This window comes from Streptomyces albireticuli, from assembly GCF_021228125.1.
GTDB classification, from domain to species: domain Bacteria; phylum Actinomycetota; class Actinomycetes; order Streptomycetales; family Streptomycetaceae; genus Streptomyces; species Streptomyces albireticuli.
Genome location: NZ_JAJQQS010000019.1, coordinates 154,895 through 172,302 on the forward strand (window position 1 = coordinate 154,895; position 17,408 = coordinate 172,302).

The window sequence follows — 17,408 nt, forward strand, 5'->3', positions numbered from 1 at the left end:
TGGCTTGTCCTTCGGTGGTTACTCGGACGCGTTACTCGGACGCCGTGGCGTCGCTCTGCGGCAGCGGGCGGTGGGAGGTGAGCAGGCCGGAGCGGAGCACCGGGGCCTTGTCGTCCCAGCGCGGTGCGGTGCTCGCGGAGGACGTCGTGAAGTGGGCCCAGGAGCCGTCGCGGGCGCGTTCCGCCCACATCCACGTCTGCTCGTCGACCGTGCGCACCGGCAGGGCGACGGTGCCCCGCGGGAGGAGCGGGGCGGCCGCCCGCGGGGCGGTGCCGGTGGCCGGGGTGAGCAGCGGCCCGGTGCGCAGCACCGTGCGCATACGGGACAGCGGTCCGTCGGTGAAGCGGTGGGGGATCTCCAGGGTGGCGGTGGGCAGCAGGCCGGTGGTGGCGTGCACGGGGGCGTGCGGGTCGACCAGCAGGGTCAGGCGGTGGGAGGTTCCGGCCGTGACGGTGAGGTGGGTTCCGTCGCCGACGGCGGCGATGCCGGGGTGCGAGCCGTCGTCCGGCCGCACGACGGTGCGCAGGACATCGGCGGCGCCGTCGGCGAAGTAACCCACCAGCCCGTCGCCGACACGCAGTCGTTCCCCCAGCCGTACGGGCCAGTGGTGGTCGGTGAACTCCGGCCGCGGCGGGTCGTGGTCGAAGATGTGCCGCCATCCGGGGTCGGTGACCGGCGGGCCGTCCAGGTCCAGGCGGAGGTCGCAGCGGACGAGGGCCAGCGGACGCCCGGCCAGCGCCGCCGAGGCGGCGCCCGCGCTGGGCAGGATGTCCACCAGGGAGGACTCCAGGACGTCCATCACGGAGGGCAGGGGACTGTTCGTACCGGCGCCCTGGAGCCAGGTGACGAGACGGTGCAGGTGCGGGAAGGCGGCGGCCAAGGCGCCGAGGTCGCCGGGCGCGGCACCGGGCAGCGGCGTCCACACGGCTTCCCGGGCGGCCGAGCCGATCCGGTACGTCCAGCGCATCAGGCCGAGGGCGGTCCCGTCGGGCGCGTGGACCGTGAGCGAGCCGTCGACCAGGTCGGGGATGATCCAGCCTGCGATCGGATCGCCCTCCGCGGAGTGCGTGGCCCAGTCGCCCCGGGAGGAGGCGTCCAGGAGGTCCAGGCTCAGGCGCGCGGCCTGCGGCAGGCGCGGCGGCAGCTGTACGACGTGCTCCGCGCCCGTACCCAGGGCCTCGGGGACGTGCTGGGGGCGCAGTTCCCCGGCGATCACGGGGTGCCGGAAACCGCTCGCCCCGCCGGTGCCCGCCGGGGTGAAGACGTCCAGGGAACGCCCGAAGGAGTCCACCAGGGTCAGCCGGAGGAAGCGGAACTGGCCCGCGCGCAGCTGCTGGAAACCGGAGTCCTGCCAGCCCTTGAAGGGCACGGGCAGCGGGCCCGGGACGGGGCTGGTGCGGTAGGCGTCGCCGATCAGCTCGACCAGCTCCGCCGGCGCGCCCAGCGGGGGAACGCCCTGGGTGGGGTCCTGGCCGACGAGCATGTCGCGCAGCCCCGCCAGCGACGTGGACAGCACGTCACCGCCGTCCACCTTGTCGGCCAGGGCCTCGCAGCGCGGGCCGAGTTCGGGGTCGTCGGGCGCGTACTGCCGGAGCCGGTCGGCCAGGTTCCGCGACAGGTGGTCGTGGAGCAGCGTGCGGCCGGTGTAGGTGCGCGCGGCCTCGGGGCGCGGCTCGGGGCAGGTGTGGCGGGTGCCGTCGAATGTCCACTGGGTGCGGGGGAGGGGGTGGTACTCGACCTCCCACAACAGCTGGAGGGGGTGCCAGGGCTGGTGCCAGGGGGCGTCGCCGAATACCGGGGCGGTGCCCGCGGACGGGGTGGCCCGGGGCGCGCGCTCCCGCAGTGCGGTGGCGGTGGCCCGGTCCGGGCGGCCGTGTGTACGACGCGAATCCACGACGGTGCTGTTCGGGTCCAGCAGGAACGCCTCGCGCAGCAGGGCGCGGGTGGAGCCCGGCATGGCCGTGCGCTCGTCCGCGCCGAGGTCGAGCGTGTTGCAGGCGAGGTCGGGGCGGTCCGCGGTGAGTTCGCCGTCCAGGCCGTCGTACCGCACGGCGGTCACGGCCTCGGCGCCGAAGCGGCATCGCAGGGCCGTGTCGTCCGCGACGGGCAGGGAGCCCGCGCCTTCGAGGACGACGGCGGGGTCCAGCGCCCGCTGGAAGGGGGCCAGGGTCACCCGCTTCAGGCTCCAGCCGGTGGGCAGGTCGTGCTCCCGGGCGTACGCGTCGACCGCCGCCGTCAGCTGTCCGGGCGTGTCGCCGTCGGGGACGGCGGACCGGAGCCGGTCGACGGTGCCCCGTTCGGCGCGGACGCGTGCGGCGAGGCTCCCTGCGCGCGCGGGGTCGAGCTCCTGCGTCAGCTGCCGGTGGTGGTAGCCGCGGGGCAGCACGGGCAGGCCCTGGAGGCGCCACATCCCGTACAGGCGCCGGCGCAGCCCGGCCAGCTCGCGGTCCGCCCGGTCGTAGGCGTGCTGCGCGGCGTTGAGGGCGGCCTCGACGGCCCGGGCCCGGCGTTCGTCCTCCGGGTCCGGTGCCTCCTCGGTGGTGCCGGGCGGCACCGCGTGCCAGGCGTACGAGGCCGAGCCGGTGCCGAAGCCGGCGCCGTGCAGGGCCTCGCCGAGGTGGTGAGCGTTGTCCGGCTCGTCCGCCCGGGCCAGGGTGTCGCACTGGAGCTGGTCGAACAGCGCGGGCACGAGGGCGAGCGACGGGTCGGCGGCCGCCTTGTGCTCGGTGAGGGCGGTGAGCGCGGAACGCGCGCTGTCGGCGACGGCGACCGTCGGGTCGGGCCGCACCTCGCCGGAGGGGTCGTATTGGGGGAGCACGTTGTGGACGCGGCCGGTGTAGACGGTGCGTGTGCCCTCGGGCGGGGTGCCGTCCGTCTGCCAGCCGAGCGAGCCGCCGAGCGCTTCGCGTACGCCAGGGTCGGCGAGCGGGTCGTCGCCGGCCGCCGCGTGCCAGCCGATGACCTGGTAGCCGAGACGGTCGAAGTGCCGCGGCAGCTGTACCAGGGGGTCGTGGAGGGAGAAGACGTCCTGGCAGTGGGGCTGGAACGCCGCGAACTCCAGGGTGCCGGGGCCCGTGGCCGTCAGGAAGGTGGGCCGGTCCGCCGCGGGCTCCCGCCATCGCGACGCCTCGGTGTGCCGCCCGATCCGGGTCGGGGTGACGTGGCCCCGGCCGGGGCGCAGGTACGGCGAGGTGCCCGCGCGCTTGTCGAGGAAGTCGCTCTCGACGACCCACGCGGCGGTGGCGTACTCGCCGTCGGCGCTGTACGCGTGCCGCACGACGAGCCAGCGGTTGGGCGCCGGCGGGAGCGTGACCTCGCCGCCCGGCGTCGTCGCCCGGCGCAGCGCCGAGGGCAGCTCCCAGTGCAGGTACACCCCGTGGTGGCGCGGGTCCTCGGGGAAGCCGGTGTCGACACCGGCGTAGGGCGACGGCTCGGGGGAGCGGTGGACGCCCAGCAGGTGGTAGTCGGGCGTCCAGCGGAGGAAGGTGTCCCGGTCGCGCACCCGGTCGTTGACGACCAGGGCCCGGAGCCGTACGGGGACCAGGAGGTCGGTGTTCATCGGGTGGTTCCTTCGAAGGTGAGGGACAGCCGCTCGGGGGCGCGCACCAGCTGTACGGCGAACTCGGCCGGGGTGAGCGACGACGATTGAGGTTTGACGTTCTCGGCGAGCCGGGCCGCGAGGGCGCCGACGTCGAGCATCCGTGCTCCGGTGGGAGTGGTACGGGTCAGGGCCGCGTCGCCGGTGACGGACAGGGACCGGCCGAGGGACAGGCCGACCTCGCCGGGGGACAGGCTGCGCAGCGCCACGCGCCCCTCGTCGTCCACGCCGAAGTGCAGCCCCTGGCGGGGCTCGCCGAACGTCAGACGGTCGGGCATCCGGTCGAAGAGCACCAGCAGGACGTCGGCGCCGAGCGCCTCGCGGCGGAGCACCTCGACCGGGGCGGTCCCGGAGCCGTCGAGGGCCTCGATGCGCAGGGCCGGCCAGCCCGGGACGAGGGCCGAGCGCAGCAGCAGACCGGCGGCGGGCACGGGGCCGGCGGCGTCGAGGAGGGCGTCGAGCTCGGCGTCGGTCGCGCGGTCGGCGCGGGGGTGCCGGTCCAGGCCGCGGGCCCCGTCGAGCAGGGCGTCGAGCCAGGCGCGGTCGACGTGGAAGAGGCGCAGGCTCTCGGGCGGCAGCATCCGCTGGTCCGGGACGAGGTAGTCGAACGGCACGCTGCCGAGCACGCGCAGCCCGGCCAGCCATGCCGCCGCTTCCTTGGCGTCCGGGGACGGGGAGGGCCCGGTGGTGGAGCGCTTAAGCGCGCGGGGGACGGGTGTGGTGAGCGTGACGGGGACGGGCCCGGCGGCTGCGGGGGCGTCGGTGGCGGTGCCGAGGGAGTCGGCCAGTGCGCCGAGGGCGTCGCCGCGCAAGAGCTCTTCGAACTGCTCGCGGGGTGTCGCCGCCCGGGAGGGAGCACCGGGCACGTCGGCCATCGGCTCGGCGGTGCCCGCGAGACCGGCCTTCTTCACCCCTGAGGAAGACGTCAACGGCCCGCTGAGGAAGATCTGCTGACTGTACGTCTGGTACTGATGGTCGGTCGCCCGGCGCAGCCGGCCCTGGTGGCGCAGGCGGACCAGGGTCGTCGAGAAGCCGGGGTCGGCCAGGGCCAGCGCCCGGCCGAGGTTCCAGGCGCAGGCGTATCCCGTGGCGAACGTACCGGTCCGCGGTTCGTGGAGCAGCAGCCCGTCGGCGTCGCCGAAGTGCCCGCTCTCCGGCCGGGGCGTCGCCGGAGCGACGCGGGGGAGGAACGGCCCGCTGTACCAGGCGAGGGCGCGTTCACCTGTCTCGGTGACGTGACTCATCGGGACCATGCCCTGGTCGAGCAGGGCGGCCAGCTCGTCGTCGAGCCCGGCCCCCGGAAGGGGAGCGGGGCGCAGCGGGGCGGCGCTGTGCTCGCCGTTCCCCGGTGTGAAGCGCTCGGCCAGCCTGCCGAAGCCGTCCCCGGACGCGGGACAGGAGGTGAACGTCCAGCGGTGGAGGGACACCAGACGCACCGGCTCGCCGCCCTCCGCCTGCCCCGGCGGCCGGTGGCCTTCCAGCGAGACGAGGTGGGCCACGTACCGCCCCCGGCCCGTGCCGGGGAAGCGCGCGGCGGTGACGACGGCGTGCGCGTCCTGGTCTCCGGGCCCTGCCGTGTCCCGGTCCGGGGAGGAAGGGGCGTCCTCCCCGCCCGCGCGGACGTGGGCGAGGAACGGGAGCTCGGCGGGCGAGGGGAGGAGCTGCGCGAGCAGGTCCCGCGGCACGTCGACGATGTGGCAGGAGGTGTCGAGCAGGGCGGGGTCGACGGCGTCGGCGTCGAGGGAGGGGCCGGTGACCGTGGCGTCACCCGCGAGGAGCTCACGCACCGTCACCATGGCGGGTGTGCCCAGTGCGTTGGGGTCGCCGGGAAGTTCGCCCTCCCCGAACAGCAGCAACGCGAGCCAGGGCGACCGTGCCGGGACGCCCGTACCGCCGGTGAAGGGCTCGCGCTCCCACGGCAGGGCCGCGGGGGTGAGCGTGATGTGCGGCAGCAGGTCGGCGAAGGGGCCCTGGCTGTGCGGGGCGGGGTGGACGGCGTGCACCCATGAGGGGTCCAGACGGAACTGCGCGGCCCGGACGTCGACGATCTGCCGCACCGGGTCGAACGCCGCTCCCGGCAGGTCACCGGCGGGCAACTGCTGGTCGACGGTGATCCGGTAGCGGCCCGTGCCGATGCCCGGCAGCAGGTGGTCGTGGAAGGTGACGGGGGTGTGGTCCGCCGGTGCGGACCGCTCGGTGGGGTGCGTGGTCATGGGGTCTGGGGTCCTCACGGGTGGACGAGTCGCAGGGGCGGGGAGGCGAAGGTCGCCTCGCGGGCGTAGCGGCCGAGTCCGGTGTCGACGTCGAGCGGGTAGCCGGCCCGGGCCAGGGAGGCGAGGGCGGCCTGCCGCGACGCGGCCTGTCCGGGCGAGTCGACCTGGAGCGCGGTGGCGCCGGAGCCCTCGGCCCGCTCCCCGCGGAGCCCGGTGGGGGCCGCGGCCGGGTCGAGCGGCAGGGTTCCGGGGCGGAGCGGGGCGTGGTCGAGCCGGCCGCTCCGGCTGGAGGCGGCCGCCTCGGGCCGGCGTGCGGCCGGCACGGCGATGCGCGCCCCGCTCACCAGGCCGTGGACGAAGGGGTCGGCGCTCAGCGCGTTCTCGGCCGTCCCGGCACCCCACAGGGCCGCGGGCTGGGGCGTGCGCTGTGCGGTGACTGTCCAGTCCCGCCAGTGGTCGGCGGGCAGTCGCCGCCACTGGCCGTCCGCGGTCTCCTTCTCGACCGTGACCGAGAGGGTGACGTCGAGACCGGTCCTGGCCATCGGGCGGACGTGGACCTTGACGGCGTCGCCGCCGGTCTCGTCCACGTCGTTGACCTTCAGCGTGGAGGCGGGGAACGCGGTGCCGACGGTGAAGGCGAACCCGTCGGCCGTCGCGGCCCAGGGGGCGGAGGCGCCGTCGGTCTGCCCGGTCCGCCGAGCTGCGCCGGTGGCGTGGTCGGGGTGCAGTCCGTCGGCGGGGGTGAGCGTGAGCGGGTGCCGCGGGAGCAGGGCGCGGAACTGCTCCCAGCCGATGGGCGCGGGTCCGGCCTTGGGCTCGCCGAACTCGATCGGTACGGAGATGCCGAGCACCTTGACGTGCGCGGTCCCACCGAACGGTGGCCCCCACAGGGACAGTCGCGCGCCCAGCGAGACCTCGCCGCTCCAGCCGAACAGCAGCCACACCTGGGCGGTGATCTCGGCCCAGGCGTCCACCTCGTAGTGGAAGGGGGCCCACTCCAGCAGGGCGTCGAACCCGACCTCGATCCGGGCCTTGGCCCACGCGCTGTCGTACCGCAGGTCCAGGCTGCCGCCGGCCATGGCGGCGGACGGGGTGAGGGCGAAGTAACTGCCGCCCTTCAGGGTCAGCGAGGAGCCGGAGCTCCAGTTGACGCCGACGCGCTCCGCCTGCGGGTAGTGGGCGGGCACGGGGTAGCGCGGGTGGTAGCCGCCGAGGGTGAAGACGAAGTCGCCGGGGTGGTCGCTGCCGCCGAACCACAGGCGCAGTGCCGCCGCGCCGGTGAGGTGCGCGGCCCGGTCGAGGAGGAAGCTGTCGGGGGCCAGCCGGGCGTCGACGGCCAGGGTGTCGGTGGAGTGCCGGTAGACGGCGGAGACGTCCAGCTCGACACCGGCGTAGGGCTCTCCCATCCCCTTCGCCGGGTCCGGGAATCGAGCCGTGGCCGAGCCGAGCAGTCCCACCACCAGGTCGTCCGAGCCGAATTCGGCGAAGGCCAGGGCCTTGCAGTGGACGATCTCGAAGACGTCGGCGTTGAGTCCGAGTGCCAGCCAGGTCCGGTCCTCGTGCGGGGTCACCCAGGCGGGGGCGTCGTCGGTCCCCTCGGTGAGCTCCTTGAGCACCTCCAGCGGCTCGGGCGGCGTGCCCCCGCCCGCGTCGGCGATTCCGCGCAGCAGGGGGAAGCCGGGGACCTGGTCGATGGTGGGTACGCGCAGGCTGCTGTGGTAGCCGAAGCCGGCCTTGACCCCGGTGACCCTGAAGGCAGGCGGTCCGCCGAACGCGGCTCCCAGCTCCGCGTACAGGAAGAGCGACTGGAAGCCGCTCTTGAGGCTTTCGTACGCGCCGATGGCCGAGAAGGAGGCGCTCGGGGTCTTGATCAGGGCGGTGCCCTCGATCAGCCGGTCGTAGGGCGAGTCCTCGGACACGGGCTTGTTCACGAACGCGCCGGAGATCTCCAACGGCGGTTTACGGAAGGCCAGGCTCAGTCCGTCGAGCCGGCCGGAGGGGGTGAGGTCCTCACCGCCCAGGGGGATGCCCAGGCCCAGGCCGTCCACGCCGAGCTCCAGGGGGCCGGCGTGCACCGTGGCGTCGACGAGGAGCCAGACCTTGTCGTCGTGGTAGCTCGCGCCCAGGCGGCGTACGAGCAGTGGGCCGAAGGAGCGGTCGAGGGTGACCCACGCGGCGGCCGGAGTGTCGTCCTGGCCGGCAGGGGCGCCGTCTTGTCCGGCGGGGGAGCCGCTCTGGCCGGTGGGGAAGCCGCTCTGATCGGCGGGGGAGCCACTCCGATCGGTGGGGGAGCCGGGAGCGCCCTGCGCGGCGGCGAGCTTCGGGCGCGCGGTGTCGCCGTGGGGCTCCGGGCGGCCGTCCGCGCGGTCCTCGGCGGCGTGCGCGCCCGCGAGCCGGAACATCAACGGGGCGCGTTTCTCGCCTCCCCACTCGTAGTCCAGTGCCACCAGGGCGCGCCCGCGGGTTTCCTCGGGAAAGCGCGGGTGGGTGCCGTCCAGGCGCGAGATCTGCTCGTTGAGCGCCTTCACCTGTTCGGTGGTGAGGGCCTCGGAGGCGATCACGGCTTTGACGCCCGTGATGCCGAGGTCGTGGTCGGCGGGTATGCGGTCGCCGACGAGAGGGAGGTCGGTGAGTCCGGCGGCGAGCCGCGCGTCGACGAGGAGGGCGAACAAGGGGCGCCTTTCAGGCCGGGGCCAGGGAACGGTGGCCTAGGGAATCGAGCCGGTCGGGGAAGAGGCGTGAGAGGGACACGCGCCGCCGGGCGCGTCACGAAGCTCGCGCCGCCGGAATGACCGCCTGTTTTTAATTGCTTTCTGAACAACTTCCCCGGGGTCGTGGGAAGTCATTCCCATGGTCTGCATTGTTCTGCGGGTGGGTCGAGGCGACAACTTCGGCGGAGTGCGCGGCCATAACTCCGCTGGGGAGGCCGGCTCGGGCCATGTCGACAATAGCGCAGGAATCCCGTGCCGGTGTCTCTCCGGCGGTCAAAGGTGACGCTACGTCATCTGAAGGAAGGTCAAACCGCCCGCGAACTGCGGGAACCGATGTGAGTCACGCCACGTACGGGCAGGTGGATGGCAGTTCGCGTGTATGTGTAAATTGATGGCGCGGCACCGGTGTCCGCCCCTGCGAAAAATCAGGCCGACATCAAATCGGTTGAGGATTCAACGCATTGGGGAATTCGCCTTCCGGTCCGGCACGCGGAATGGTTCGCAGGGCTTCCCGGATCGAACCGCTCGCCCATGCTGCCCGGCCTCCCTTCGTCGAGTGGCGGCCGTCCGCAAGTAAAACCAGACATATCGAGGACGGGAATCGGCCATGCCATTGTCCGTTGCAGAACTCGCCGAGAGGGCGGGGAGCCGGAGCCTGCTGCTCAAGGCCGAGGAGTTCGACGACACCGCGGTACGGGAAGTGCTCGCCACCCATCTCGGCGCCTCCGAACTGGCCCTCACCGACGTGGAGTACGACGCGGCGAGCCTGACGGCCCGGGGACGCTGCGCCGTGCCTTCGCTCGGCCCGGAACCCCGCCCGGCCGTGGCCGAGTTCCTGACCGACGCGTCGGGCACGACCGCCGTGGGCCTCGTACTGATCGTGGAAGCGCCCGAGTGGCGACTCCCCGAACCCTTCCCCGCACTGGACCTCGGCCCCCTGGAGGCCCTGGGGGCACAGGCGCCCGTCATCGTCCTCAACGCCACGCCCGAACCGGACGGAGAGGCGGAGCGGGACCGGGTTCCGGCCGTCGCGGGAGTCAGATGCGCGGTGCCCGGCACCGAAGAGCCGTTGCTCTTCCTGGCTTCCCTGCACGAGGGCGCATACACCCTGTCCGCCCGTTTCCCCGACGGGCTCTCCCTGCCCTCCCTGCGGTACGTGTCCGACCTGCCGGGCTGGACGGGCGCGGACACCGTCACCGAACACTTCCCCGCGCACTGGCAAGGACTCCTGGCCTCGGCGCTGCCCTCACTCCGCGATGTCACCCTCTCGTACGCCCCTGGTGACGGGCGGATGACGGGGGACATCCTGGTCGGACTGGCCGACGAGTGGCCGGTGCTGGAGGGCGTGACGCTCAGCCGGGTCACCGCACGGATCACCATGGACTCCGCCGCCCGGCACGACGCCTGGGCCGGGCTGTCGGTCGAACTGAGCGGCCACCTGGCGCTGGCCGGGCTGGAGAGCACCGTGACGGTCGCCCTGCCCTCCCTGACGGCCCACGGCGAACTCGCCGCCGGCAAGGAACTCCTGGGCGGCATCGCCTCCGACCTCGGCGAACACGGCACGGGACGGCTCTCCTTCCTGTGCGACCTGCGTGAAGGCACCTTCCTCGCCGCCGGACAGCTCCTCGGCCCCTGGGAGATCGCGGGGGTGAGGATCGAGGACCAGGCGGTGATGGTGACCGGAGGCGGCGACCGCGCCCTGGAGGCCACCCTGGCGGGCACGCTCGTACTGGGCGGCACACGGATCGGCGTACGGGGCAACCGCACGGCCCAGGGGTGGGGGCTCACCGTCGAAATGGACCACCTCGCCGTCGGCGACCTCAGCGCATGGGCCGAGCAGGCCATGGGCAGCCGCCTCCCCGCCGCCCTGGACGAGCTGACACTGGAGAACCTGTACTTCGAGGTCGCCTCCGCATCCGCCGGGCGGACGTTCGCCATGGAAGGATCCGCCGAGTTCCCCCTGCCCGCCGGGCTCCACGCCGGCGCCCACCTGGCCGCACAGATCACCACCGGCGACGGGGCACCCGAGGCCGAGGCCACCGGCACCCTCGTCCTCAGCGGCCCGGACACGTCACTGATGGAACTGGACCTCGTGGTCGACAAGGGTCCGGACGCCACCAGCTGGACCGCGACATGGGCCGCACCGGAAGGCGTCCCCCTCGGACAGGCGGTCGCCCCCTTCCTGCCCGCGACGGGCTCCCCGCTGTCTGGGCTGCCCGACCTGCTGCCCACCGTCGAGAAGATCTCACTGCGGCACACCGGGCGGGCGGCGGACGGCACCACCGGTTCCCTGGTCCTGACCGCCGACACCCGGAAGGCACGGGCCGTCCTCGTCGTGACGGACTGACCCCGGCGGCCGGCTCCCCGCGCGAGGAGACCGGTCCCCGGCCGACCGACTCCCCGCGGGAGACATCCGACGAGTGACCGGAACCAACCCACCGACTACGTAAGGAAACACCCCGTCATGCGTCGCCTCACCGGGCTCGACCCCACCCGCCTGACGCCGCCCCGGCCCGTCAAGCCCACCGTGGAGACCCACCCCGTGGTCTCCTGGATCGGCGGGGAGCCGCTCCGCCTCACCGTGCTGCGCCCCGGCATCGCCGTATGCGCGGACCCGGCCGTGCTCGCCGAGGTGCTCGACGACGCCGACCCCCGGCCCGAACTCGCCTTGCCCGACCAGCAGTACGTACAGGAAATCGACTTCCTGCTCCAGCGCATCGAGACCTCCGAAGCCGGAAAGCGCCTCATCGAATTCCTGGGCCACGCACACCCGCTGCCCGACCCCGACGGCTCCTACGGCGGCCCCGAGGACTGGGGAGCCGGCATCAACAGGCGGGTCCTCTGCCGTCACCGCGACTCCGGGACGGGCGGCCAAGGGCACACCGTGACGCAGCGGGACCTGGCGGGAATCAACGTCGTCATCATGCAGAGCACGGACGGGCAGCCCAGCCAATGGGGGGTCGACTCCGACGGCGTCCGGGCGATGTTCGACGGCCGGGGCGCGTTCTCCGGCGTCTCCTTCCACCCCCGGCTGACGCTGCTCTTCGACGACATCGCCATGGCCCCCGAAATCGTGCTCGCACACGAACTGATGCACTGCGCCCACGCCCTGGCCGGAACCATGGACGACGTCGGTTACGACGAAGAGGAACAGCTCAGGATCCGGAAGGCCGCGGCCGCGGAAGGCCGGCGGCTCTTCCACGAGAAGTACGGCACCACCGTCCAGCTCAGCATGAACAACCCGGGCGCGGTGAGGGTACGCGAGACCGGAAAGACCGAGACGCTACAGGAGCGCAAGGACTTCTACGAAGCGACCTGCGAGGAACTGCTGCTGCGCTATTCCCATCCTCTTCCGGTGGCGGAGACGGAGCGGGGACTGGTCGTGCTGCGGGGTGTGAACTGGGAGGAGATCCGTACCCACGGCAGTGATGTGGCGATGGAGTGGATCGACGGGGTCGTGCAATTGCACAAGGGCCGGCGCGTTTCGCCTTCCCCGGCCGAGACGCGGGCCGAGCGACTGGCCTTCGACCACCACGCGCGTACGGTCGTACGGGCGTCCCGAAAGGACGCGGACACCCTCGCGGCGCTGCGTGAGGCCGCCGATACCTGGCATCAGCGCAAGCGGGTGCGCGGGGTCACGGAGGTCGCTCTCTGCCGCGACCTGGGATACCGTCACCGCATCGCCTACGCGTCTCTGACACGGTCGGAGCGCGTCATTCACCTGGGCGTGCCCCGGGCCCGCATTCCCCACCGTGTCTTCGCCGGTGCCGGTACCTTCGTCTATCAGCGCGATCTCTCCTCCCTCAACGCTTTGGCGGAGGCCCTGAGTACCGCCGATCCGGCCGCCGCGAACCAGGTACGGGAGTACAGCGGGAGGCTCGGCGACGCCCGCTTGGAGGACGGCCTTCTGGTCGAGCAGCGCGTGTGCGGGCGAACCCCGGGCCGCCCGCCCACCACCTCTCAGCCCCACTGGGTGAACCCCGAGACCCTGCCCGAGGACTTGCGGAAGCAGGCGGGCACCCTCATCCGCCGGGCCCGCCCTAAGACCCCGGCCACCGGTAAGCCACCCACGGGCCCGATCACGGACGTGTACGAGGCGGAGCCCTTCGGCAGCCCCGCGGCCGAGGGAGGAGTGGGCTTCGTGGCCATGGTCCCGGCCAAGGTCTCGGACCACCGCAAGCTGCTGGAACTGGCCCGCAGGTACCGGGACGAGGGCTTCGGGAAAATCGCCACGGCCCAGCAGCGGTTCGCTCTGGTCATCGGGCTGAACGAGGGGTACGAATACGGGGAGAAGGACGCTGGGCGTGCGCAGCGCACTGCCCGGCAGCAGCAGATCATCAAGGACTTCACCGTCGCCTGGGAGAAGGAGTCGCACAGGATTCCGATCGGGATCCTTTCCTTCCTCTGGTGCGCGCGTTCGGGCCATGCGGGACTCTCCGATCAGAAGACCATTCCCTACGGCGCGATACGCCAGAAGATCGCGGAGAGTGGCCTTACACAGTCGTTCGTCCAGGCGCTGTACGCCGACGGCAAGGGGTGCGACCAGATCTTCCTGCACACCGGCGACGCGGACGTGATGTCCCTGAGGACCGCCGAGAAGGCCCCGCTGTTCGACGCGGCGGCCGAGCGGCTGGAGGCGGCCGGCTGGCCGGACCTGTTCAGCGGGGGCTACCGCCTGCCCGACGACAGCGACGTGCGTGCGGACATCGCCACCAGGACGGACCGTGCTGTGCGGGTCGCCATGGCGGCGGTGGACCCGAAGACCGTCTACTTCCCGGAACCCAACACCTTCATCAAGGTCGTGGAAGGCGTCTCCGGGCTCGAGGACGGTGTCGGCTTCGGCGTGGGAGATCAGGAAGGCGAGGCTCTGGCGAAGTCCCTCGGGAAGATCAGAGGGGCTGGAGGCAGGGTGTTCGACGCGGACTGCTCCGTCGTCACCGACGGCACCCGGCTCGTACAGCGCATCGAGGCTCTGCCGCGGACGGGCCCGAAGAGTGAGCGCCTCGCCGCGATCCGCCAGTCCTTCACCCAGAGCCACGCCCGCCGCGAGGAGTGGCAGAAGCGGGTCCTCAATCCCTGCGATGTCGACGGGGAGACGGCGAAGAAGCTGCTGGACATCGTCTTCGCGGTCCCCGACGACAGCGAATTGCAGAGGCTGGCGGAACTCGTCGGGCGTGACCCGAAGAAGTTCGCAGAGGAGAGGCAGAACCGCCTCAAGGAAGCCCTGCGGGAGAAGAAGATCGGCGCCGACCTGCGAGAGGAATATCGGATCCACATCGGCAAGCTCGCCAACGGGACCCACCACGCCCTGCTGACCAGCTATATCGACGCGTATCCGCGACTCCCTTGACCGGGCGGGGGCCGAGAGAGGGGCGGTGGCGGGGGAGGCCCCCTGAACGGTGGCACCCGCTCTCCGGTGGGTGACCCGGTGGATGGCCCGGAGGCGATGTCACGCCGAGCAAGGGGGCAACGGTGGCACTCGCGGCGGCCGACCGTCGTCACACGCCGAGGTCGTCTCCGCCCTCGACCACAGGCTCATCAGGCACGACGTGCATCGCCGCCTCCTCCGCGGAGGCCGCCCCGCCGTCGATCCCCACGTCGAAGGCGAAGACGTCGTTGCGCCGAGGGGGCATGGCGTCGATGGTGGCGACGATACGGCCGGCGCGTTTTTCACCCACCTCCTCGTCGATGGGCTCGCCCTCCCCGCCGGGCACGTCGCCGATGCCGTCCCCGTCCGGCATCGCGATCTCGGGAACCTCCTCGGCGAGCCGCCGGCCGAGGCTCTCGCGCTCCCGCTGCTCGCGGGCCGTCGTGCCGTGGTGGTCCACGCCCAGGGGCCTCTCCGGGGGCGAATACCCCGCGTCGAGGACCTGGTCGTAGAGATCGCCGTCGAGGGCGTTCTCCAGGTCCAGGTCGCCGGGGTGGTCCCGGCGGCCGGACCGGGCAGGCTGGTAGACCTCGTCCCCCATCACGTCATCGGACATGGTGAGACAACCTCCTCCCGCACCGTTCCGCGGCGACGACCTACCTCCACTCTCCCTCGTACGGTGGCCTCGCGCTTCTCTGGAGGGGGAAGCCCGCCCAATCGGTGGGAACATTTGTTTGAAATGCTCCTCGCGGTGCGGCCACGGCACCGAGCCCCCCGGCCACGGCCGCGGGGGTGACCGCGGCCGTGCTCCGAGGGGCGCGGCGAAGGCGGGCCCGAGGCGAGGGGCGCCGGATCAGGTCGCGGCCGGGCCCGGGCCGCTGTTGAGCCAGCCCCACTCGGACCAGGTGCTGAAGCCCGTCTGCCACCTGTGGTGGACGCCGACGCGGTTGGTGCCGAACACCTCGATGCGTCCGTCGGCGTTGGTCGCGGCGGCGACTTCGGCTCCGCCGCCTCCGAACTCGGTCCAGTCGCCGTAGGGGGCGTTCACTCCCTTCTGCCACATGTGCATGGCGACGTCCCCGTTCATGGCGAACACCTCGACCCGCCCGTCGGGGGTCCGCTCGCTGGTCAGCCGGGAGTCGGCCGGACCGCGGGTCGCCTCCCACCCCGACCAGCTGCTGGGGTTCGTCTGGTACCTGTGGAACACGCCCACCGGGCCGGAGGCGAAGACCTCCAGGCGCCCGTCCGCGTTGTGGTCGACCGTCAGGTCGTGCCCGCCGCCGCCGAATTCCTCCCACGACGACCAACCGCCGTTGACCGCGGTCTGGTACTGGTGCTGGAAGATCTTGTCATTGAGCGCGAAGACCTCGAGCCGGCCGTCGGGCGACTTCTCCAGCTCGAGCCGGCCGGAGGCGGGCCCGCCGCCCGTGGGTTCCCAGCCCGACCATCCGCTGTTGGGGGCGGTCTGGTACCTGTGGAACACCCCCGATGGATTGGAGGCGAAGACTTCCAGGCGGCCGTCCCCGTTGGCCCCGGCCGCGACGTAGCGCCCGCCCTCGCCGAAGCCCTCCCAGCCCGACCAGCCGCCGGAGGGAGACGTCTGGTAGCGGTGCTGGAGGACGCCGCCGTTGAGGGCGAACAGCTCCAGGCGGCCGTCGGCGTTGGGCGCGATCGCGAGCTCCGCGCCGCCCGGCCCGCCGAGGGCCTCCCAGTCCGACCAGGCGCCGTTCACCCGGGTCTGCCACGCGTGGTGCACTCCGTCGGCCCCGGCCGCGAACGCCTCCAGCCGCCCGTCGGCCGACCGCGCCGACACCACCCGGCCCGCTTCCACGGGGTACACCAGCGGCTTGGGCTTGGGACCGGGGCCGGTGCCCGGGGTGCACGGCAGCGTCACGCCGCGTTCCGCGAGGTAGGGCTCCGGGTCGATGCCGCGTCTGTCGGTGGACGTGTCGACCCGCACCCTCAGGTGGAGGTGAGGGCCTGTGGACTGGCCCTCGCTGCCGACGAGGGCGATGAGCTGACCGGCCGTCACCTGTTGGCCGACGACGACTTCCCGCCGGTACATGTGTCCGTATTCGGTCACCGTCCCGTCGGGGTGCAGGATGCGGATCCACTGGCCGTAGCCCTGGGCGGGGCCGGAGTTGATGACCTCGCCGTCACCGACGGCGTAGATCGGGGCGCCGTGGTCGTTGGCGATGTCGATGCCGTCGTGGCTGTCGCTGTAGTGCTGGAACACGGCGCCGGCGGTCGGGCACGCCGCGGCGAAGCCGGCGGCCTGGGCGGTGGCCGGGGACACCGTCACCAGAGACGGCAGGACGGCGGCCGCCGCCGCGAGAACGAAGCGCAGCGTGCGCCGGGAAATACCGTGAAGCACGTGACGTTCCTCCTTCCCCGAGGGCATGTCGGGGGTGGACGGGTGGGACACGGGAGTGCCGATCCGAGCGACGGGCTCCCTGTGGACCGGAGGGTTGGACGGTAGCCACGGCCGCGTGCCGAGGGCATCCGGAACGCTACGGGCTGACAAGGCGCCCGGAACCCGGGCGGCGGCCCGCGGCCGCCCCGAAGGGGTCGGAAATCGGCCAAAACCGAGGAGTGGGAGGGACTGGCCGGGATGTGTAACGTTCGGCGTGCGTGCGAACCGGATGACGCGGGGGCGAGGAGGGGGCCGTGAGCGGGGTAGTGATCTATCTGCCGCAAGGGAAGACGGGGGCCGGAGGGGGGCCGGGCGGCGACGCCGTGACACTGCGGCTCGGCCCGGGCCAGGTGGCGCGATTCGGACGGGGCTCCGCCACTTCCCCGGTCGAACTCCGCCTCGACGACGAGGCGATATCCCGCCTTGCGGGAGAGATCCGGGTGACGGACGACCACTGGCAGCTCAGCAACCACAGCACGACCCAGAGCTATCTGGTGGAGAACCCGGAAGGAGCGGGGGAGTACCTCAGGGTGCCGCCGCGGCGGGCGGGCGCGCCCATCCCCTTCGAGTTCTCACGGGTCGTGCTGCCCACCCGCCGCGACACCACGGTCTCCTTCCAGGTGTTCGCGCCCGACCACGTCTACCTCGACCCGGACGGCACGGGCGACCAGTGGGGCAGCCGCACCGTCACGGCGTATTCCCTGGACGAGACGTCCCTGTACTTCCTGGTCCTGGTCGCGCTCTGCGAACCACGGCTGCGCGACGAGTCTCCTGTCGCGGTGCCCACCACCCCCGAGATCGTCGAGCGGCTCCAGGGCCACCCCCTCCTCGGCCGGCTGACCGCCCGTGCGGTCAGCTCGCACATCGACTACCTGGCCGACGAGAAGATGCGGATCAGCGCTCCCGCCGAGCACGGGCTCCGCAGGGAAGCCCGCCGCAACGGCAAGCGGGAGACGCTCGTCGGGCTCGTCCTGCGGTTCGGGCTCGTACGCGAGGAGCACCTCGCGCTGCTGCCGCCCCGGCCCGGAACGGGCGCGCGGAAGCGGGAGGCGGCGAGATGAGACGCGACGGTCGCGTACGGCGACGTGGCCGGCGGACCGGAGGG

General features: G+C 72.9%; 8 protein-coding genes. 3 read left to right on the plus strand and 5 right to left on the minus strand.

Going from position 1 to position 17,408, the window contains the following annotated elements:
* Positions 1-31: 31 nt before the first annotated feature.
* Genes LUZ64_RS29405 through LUZ64_RS29415 form a run of 3 tightly spaced genes read right to left on the minus strand, consistent with a single transcriptional unit; the run spans position 32 to position 8,483 of the window.
* Positions 32-3,559, minus strand: coding sequence for a hypothetical protein (locus LUZ64_RS29405; protein ID WP_095583872.1), 3,528 nt, complete (start codon positions 3,557-3,559; stop codon positions 32-34).
* On the minus strand, positions 3,556-5,811 hold the full coding sequence (locus tag LUZ64_RS29410; protein ID WP_095583871.1) for a hypothetical protein: 2,256 nt from the start codon (positions 5,809-5,811) through the stop codon (positions 3,556-3,558). Before LUZ64_RS29410 ends, LUZ64_RS29405 begins: the two co-directional genes overlap by 4 nt.
* A gap of 14 nt (positions 5,812-5,825) precedes the next feature.
* The gene (locus LUZ64_RS29415; RefSeq protein ID WP_095583870.1) at positions 5,826-8,483 is read right to left on the minus strand and encodes a DUF6603 domain-containing protein; all 2,658 of its coding nucleotides are present in this window, start codon (positions 8,481-8,483) and stop codon (positions 5,826-5,828) included.
* A 646-nt stretch (positions 8,484-9,129) separates the two neighbouring features.
* On the opposite strand from LUZ64_RS29415, the gene LUZ64_RS29420 reads away from it, so the two are divergent.
* Both LUZ64_RS29420 and LUZ64_RS29425 read left to right on the plus strand, forming a co-directional pair.
* Positions 9,130-10,869, plus strand: coding sequence for a hypothetical protein (locus LUZ64_RS29420; protein ID WP_143593400.1), 1,740 nt, complete (start codon positions 9,130-9,132; stop codon positions 10,867-10,869).
* A gap of 117 nt (positions 10,870-10,986) precedes the next feature.
* Entirely contained in the window at positions 10,987-13,872 is a 2,886-nt protein-coding gene (locus LUZ64_RS29425; protein ID WP_095583868.1) for a hypothetical protein, read from the plus strand.
* Between the two features lie 148 nt (positions 13,873-14,020).
* Here the strand turns inward: LUZ64_RS29425 and LUZ64_RS29430 are convergent, their stop codons facing one another.
* Complete coding sequence (locus LUZ64_RS29430; protein ID WP_095583867.1) at positions 14,021-14,506, minus strand: DUF5709 domain-containing protein; 486 nt, start codon at positions 14,504-14,506, stop codon at positions 14,021-14,023.
* A gap of 237 nt (positions 14,507-14,743) precedes the next feature.
* Positions 14,744-16,264: a DUF8189 domain-containing protein gene (locus LUZ64_RS29435; protein WP_095583923.1), complete on the minus strand. Its 1,521-nt coding sequence runs from the start codon at positions 16,262-16,264 to the stop codon at positions 14,744-14,746.
* A 293-nt stretch (positions 16,265-16,557) separates the two neighbouring features.
* Here LUZ64_RS29435 and LUZ64_RS29440 point away from each other — a divergent pair, with 293 nt between their 5' ends.
* The gene (locus LUZ64_RS29440) at positions 16,558-17,364 is read left to right on the plus strand and encodes a serine/threonine protein kinase (protein WP_211305166.1); all 807 of its coding nucleotides are present in this window, start codon (positions 16,558-16,560) and stop codon (positions 17,362-17,364) included.
* The last annotated feature ends 44 nt before the right edge of the window (positions 17,365-17,408 follow it).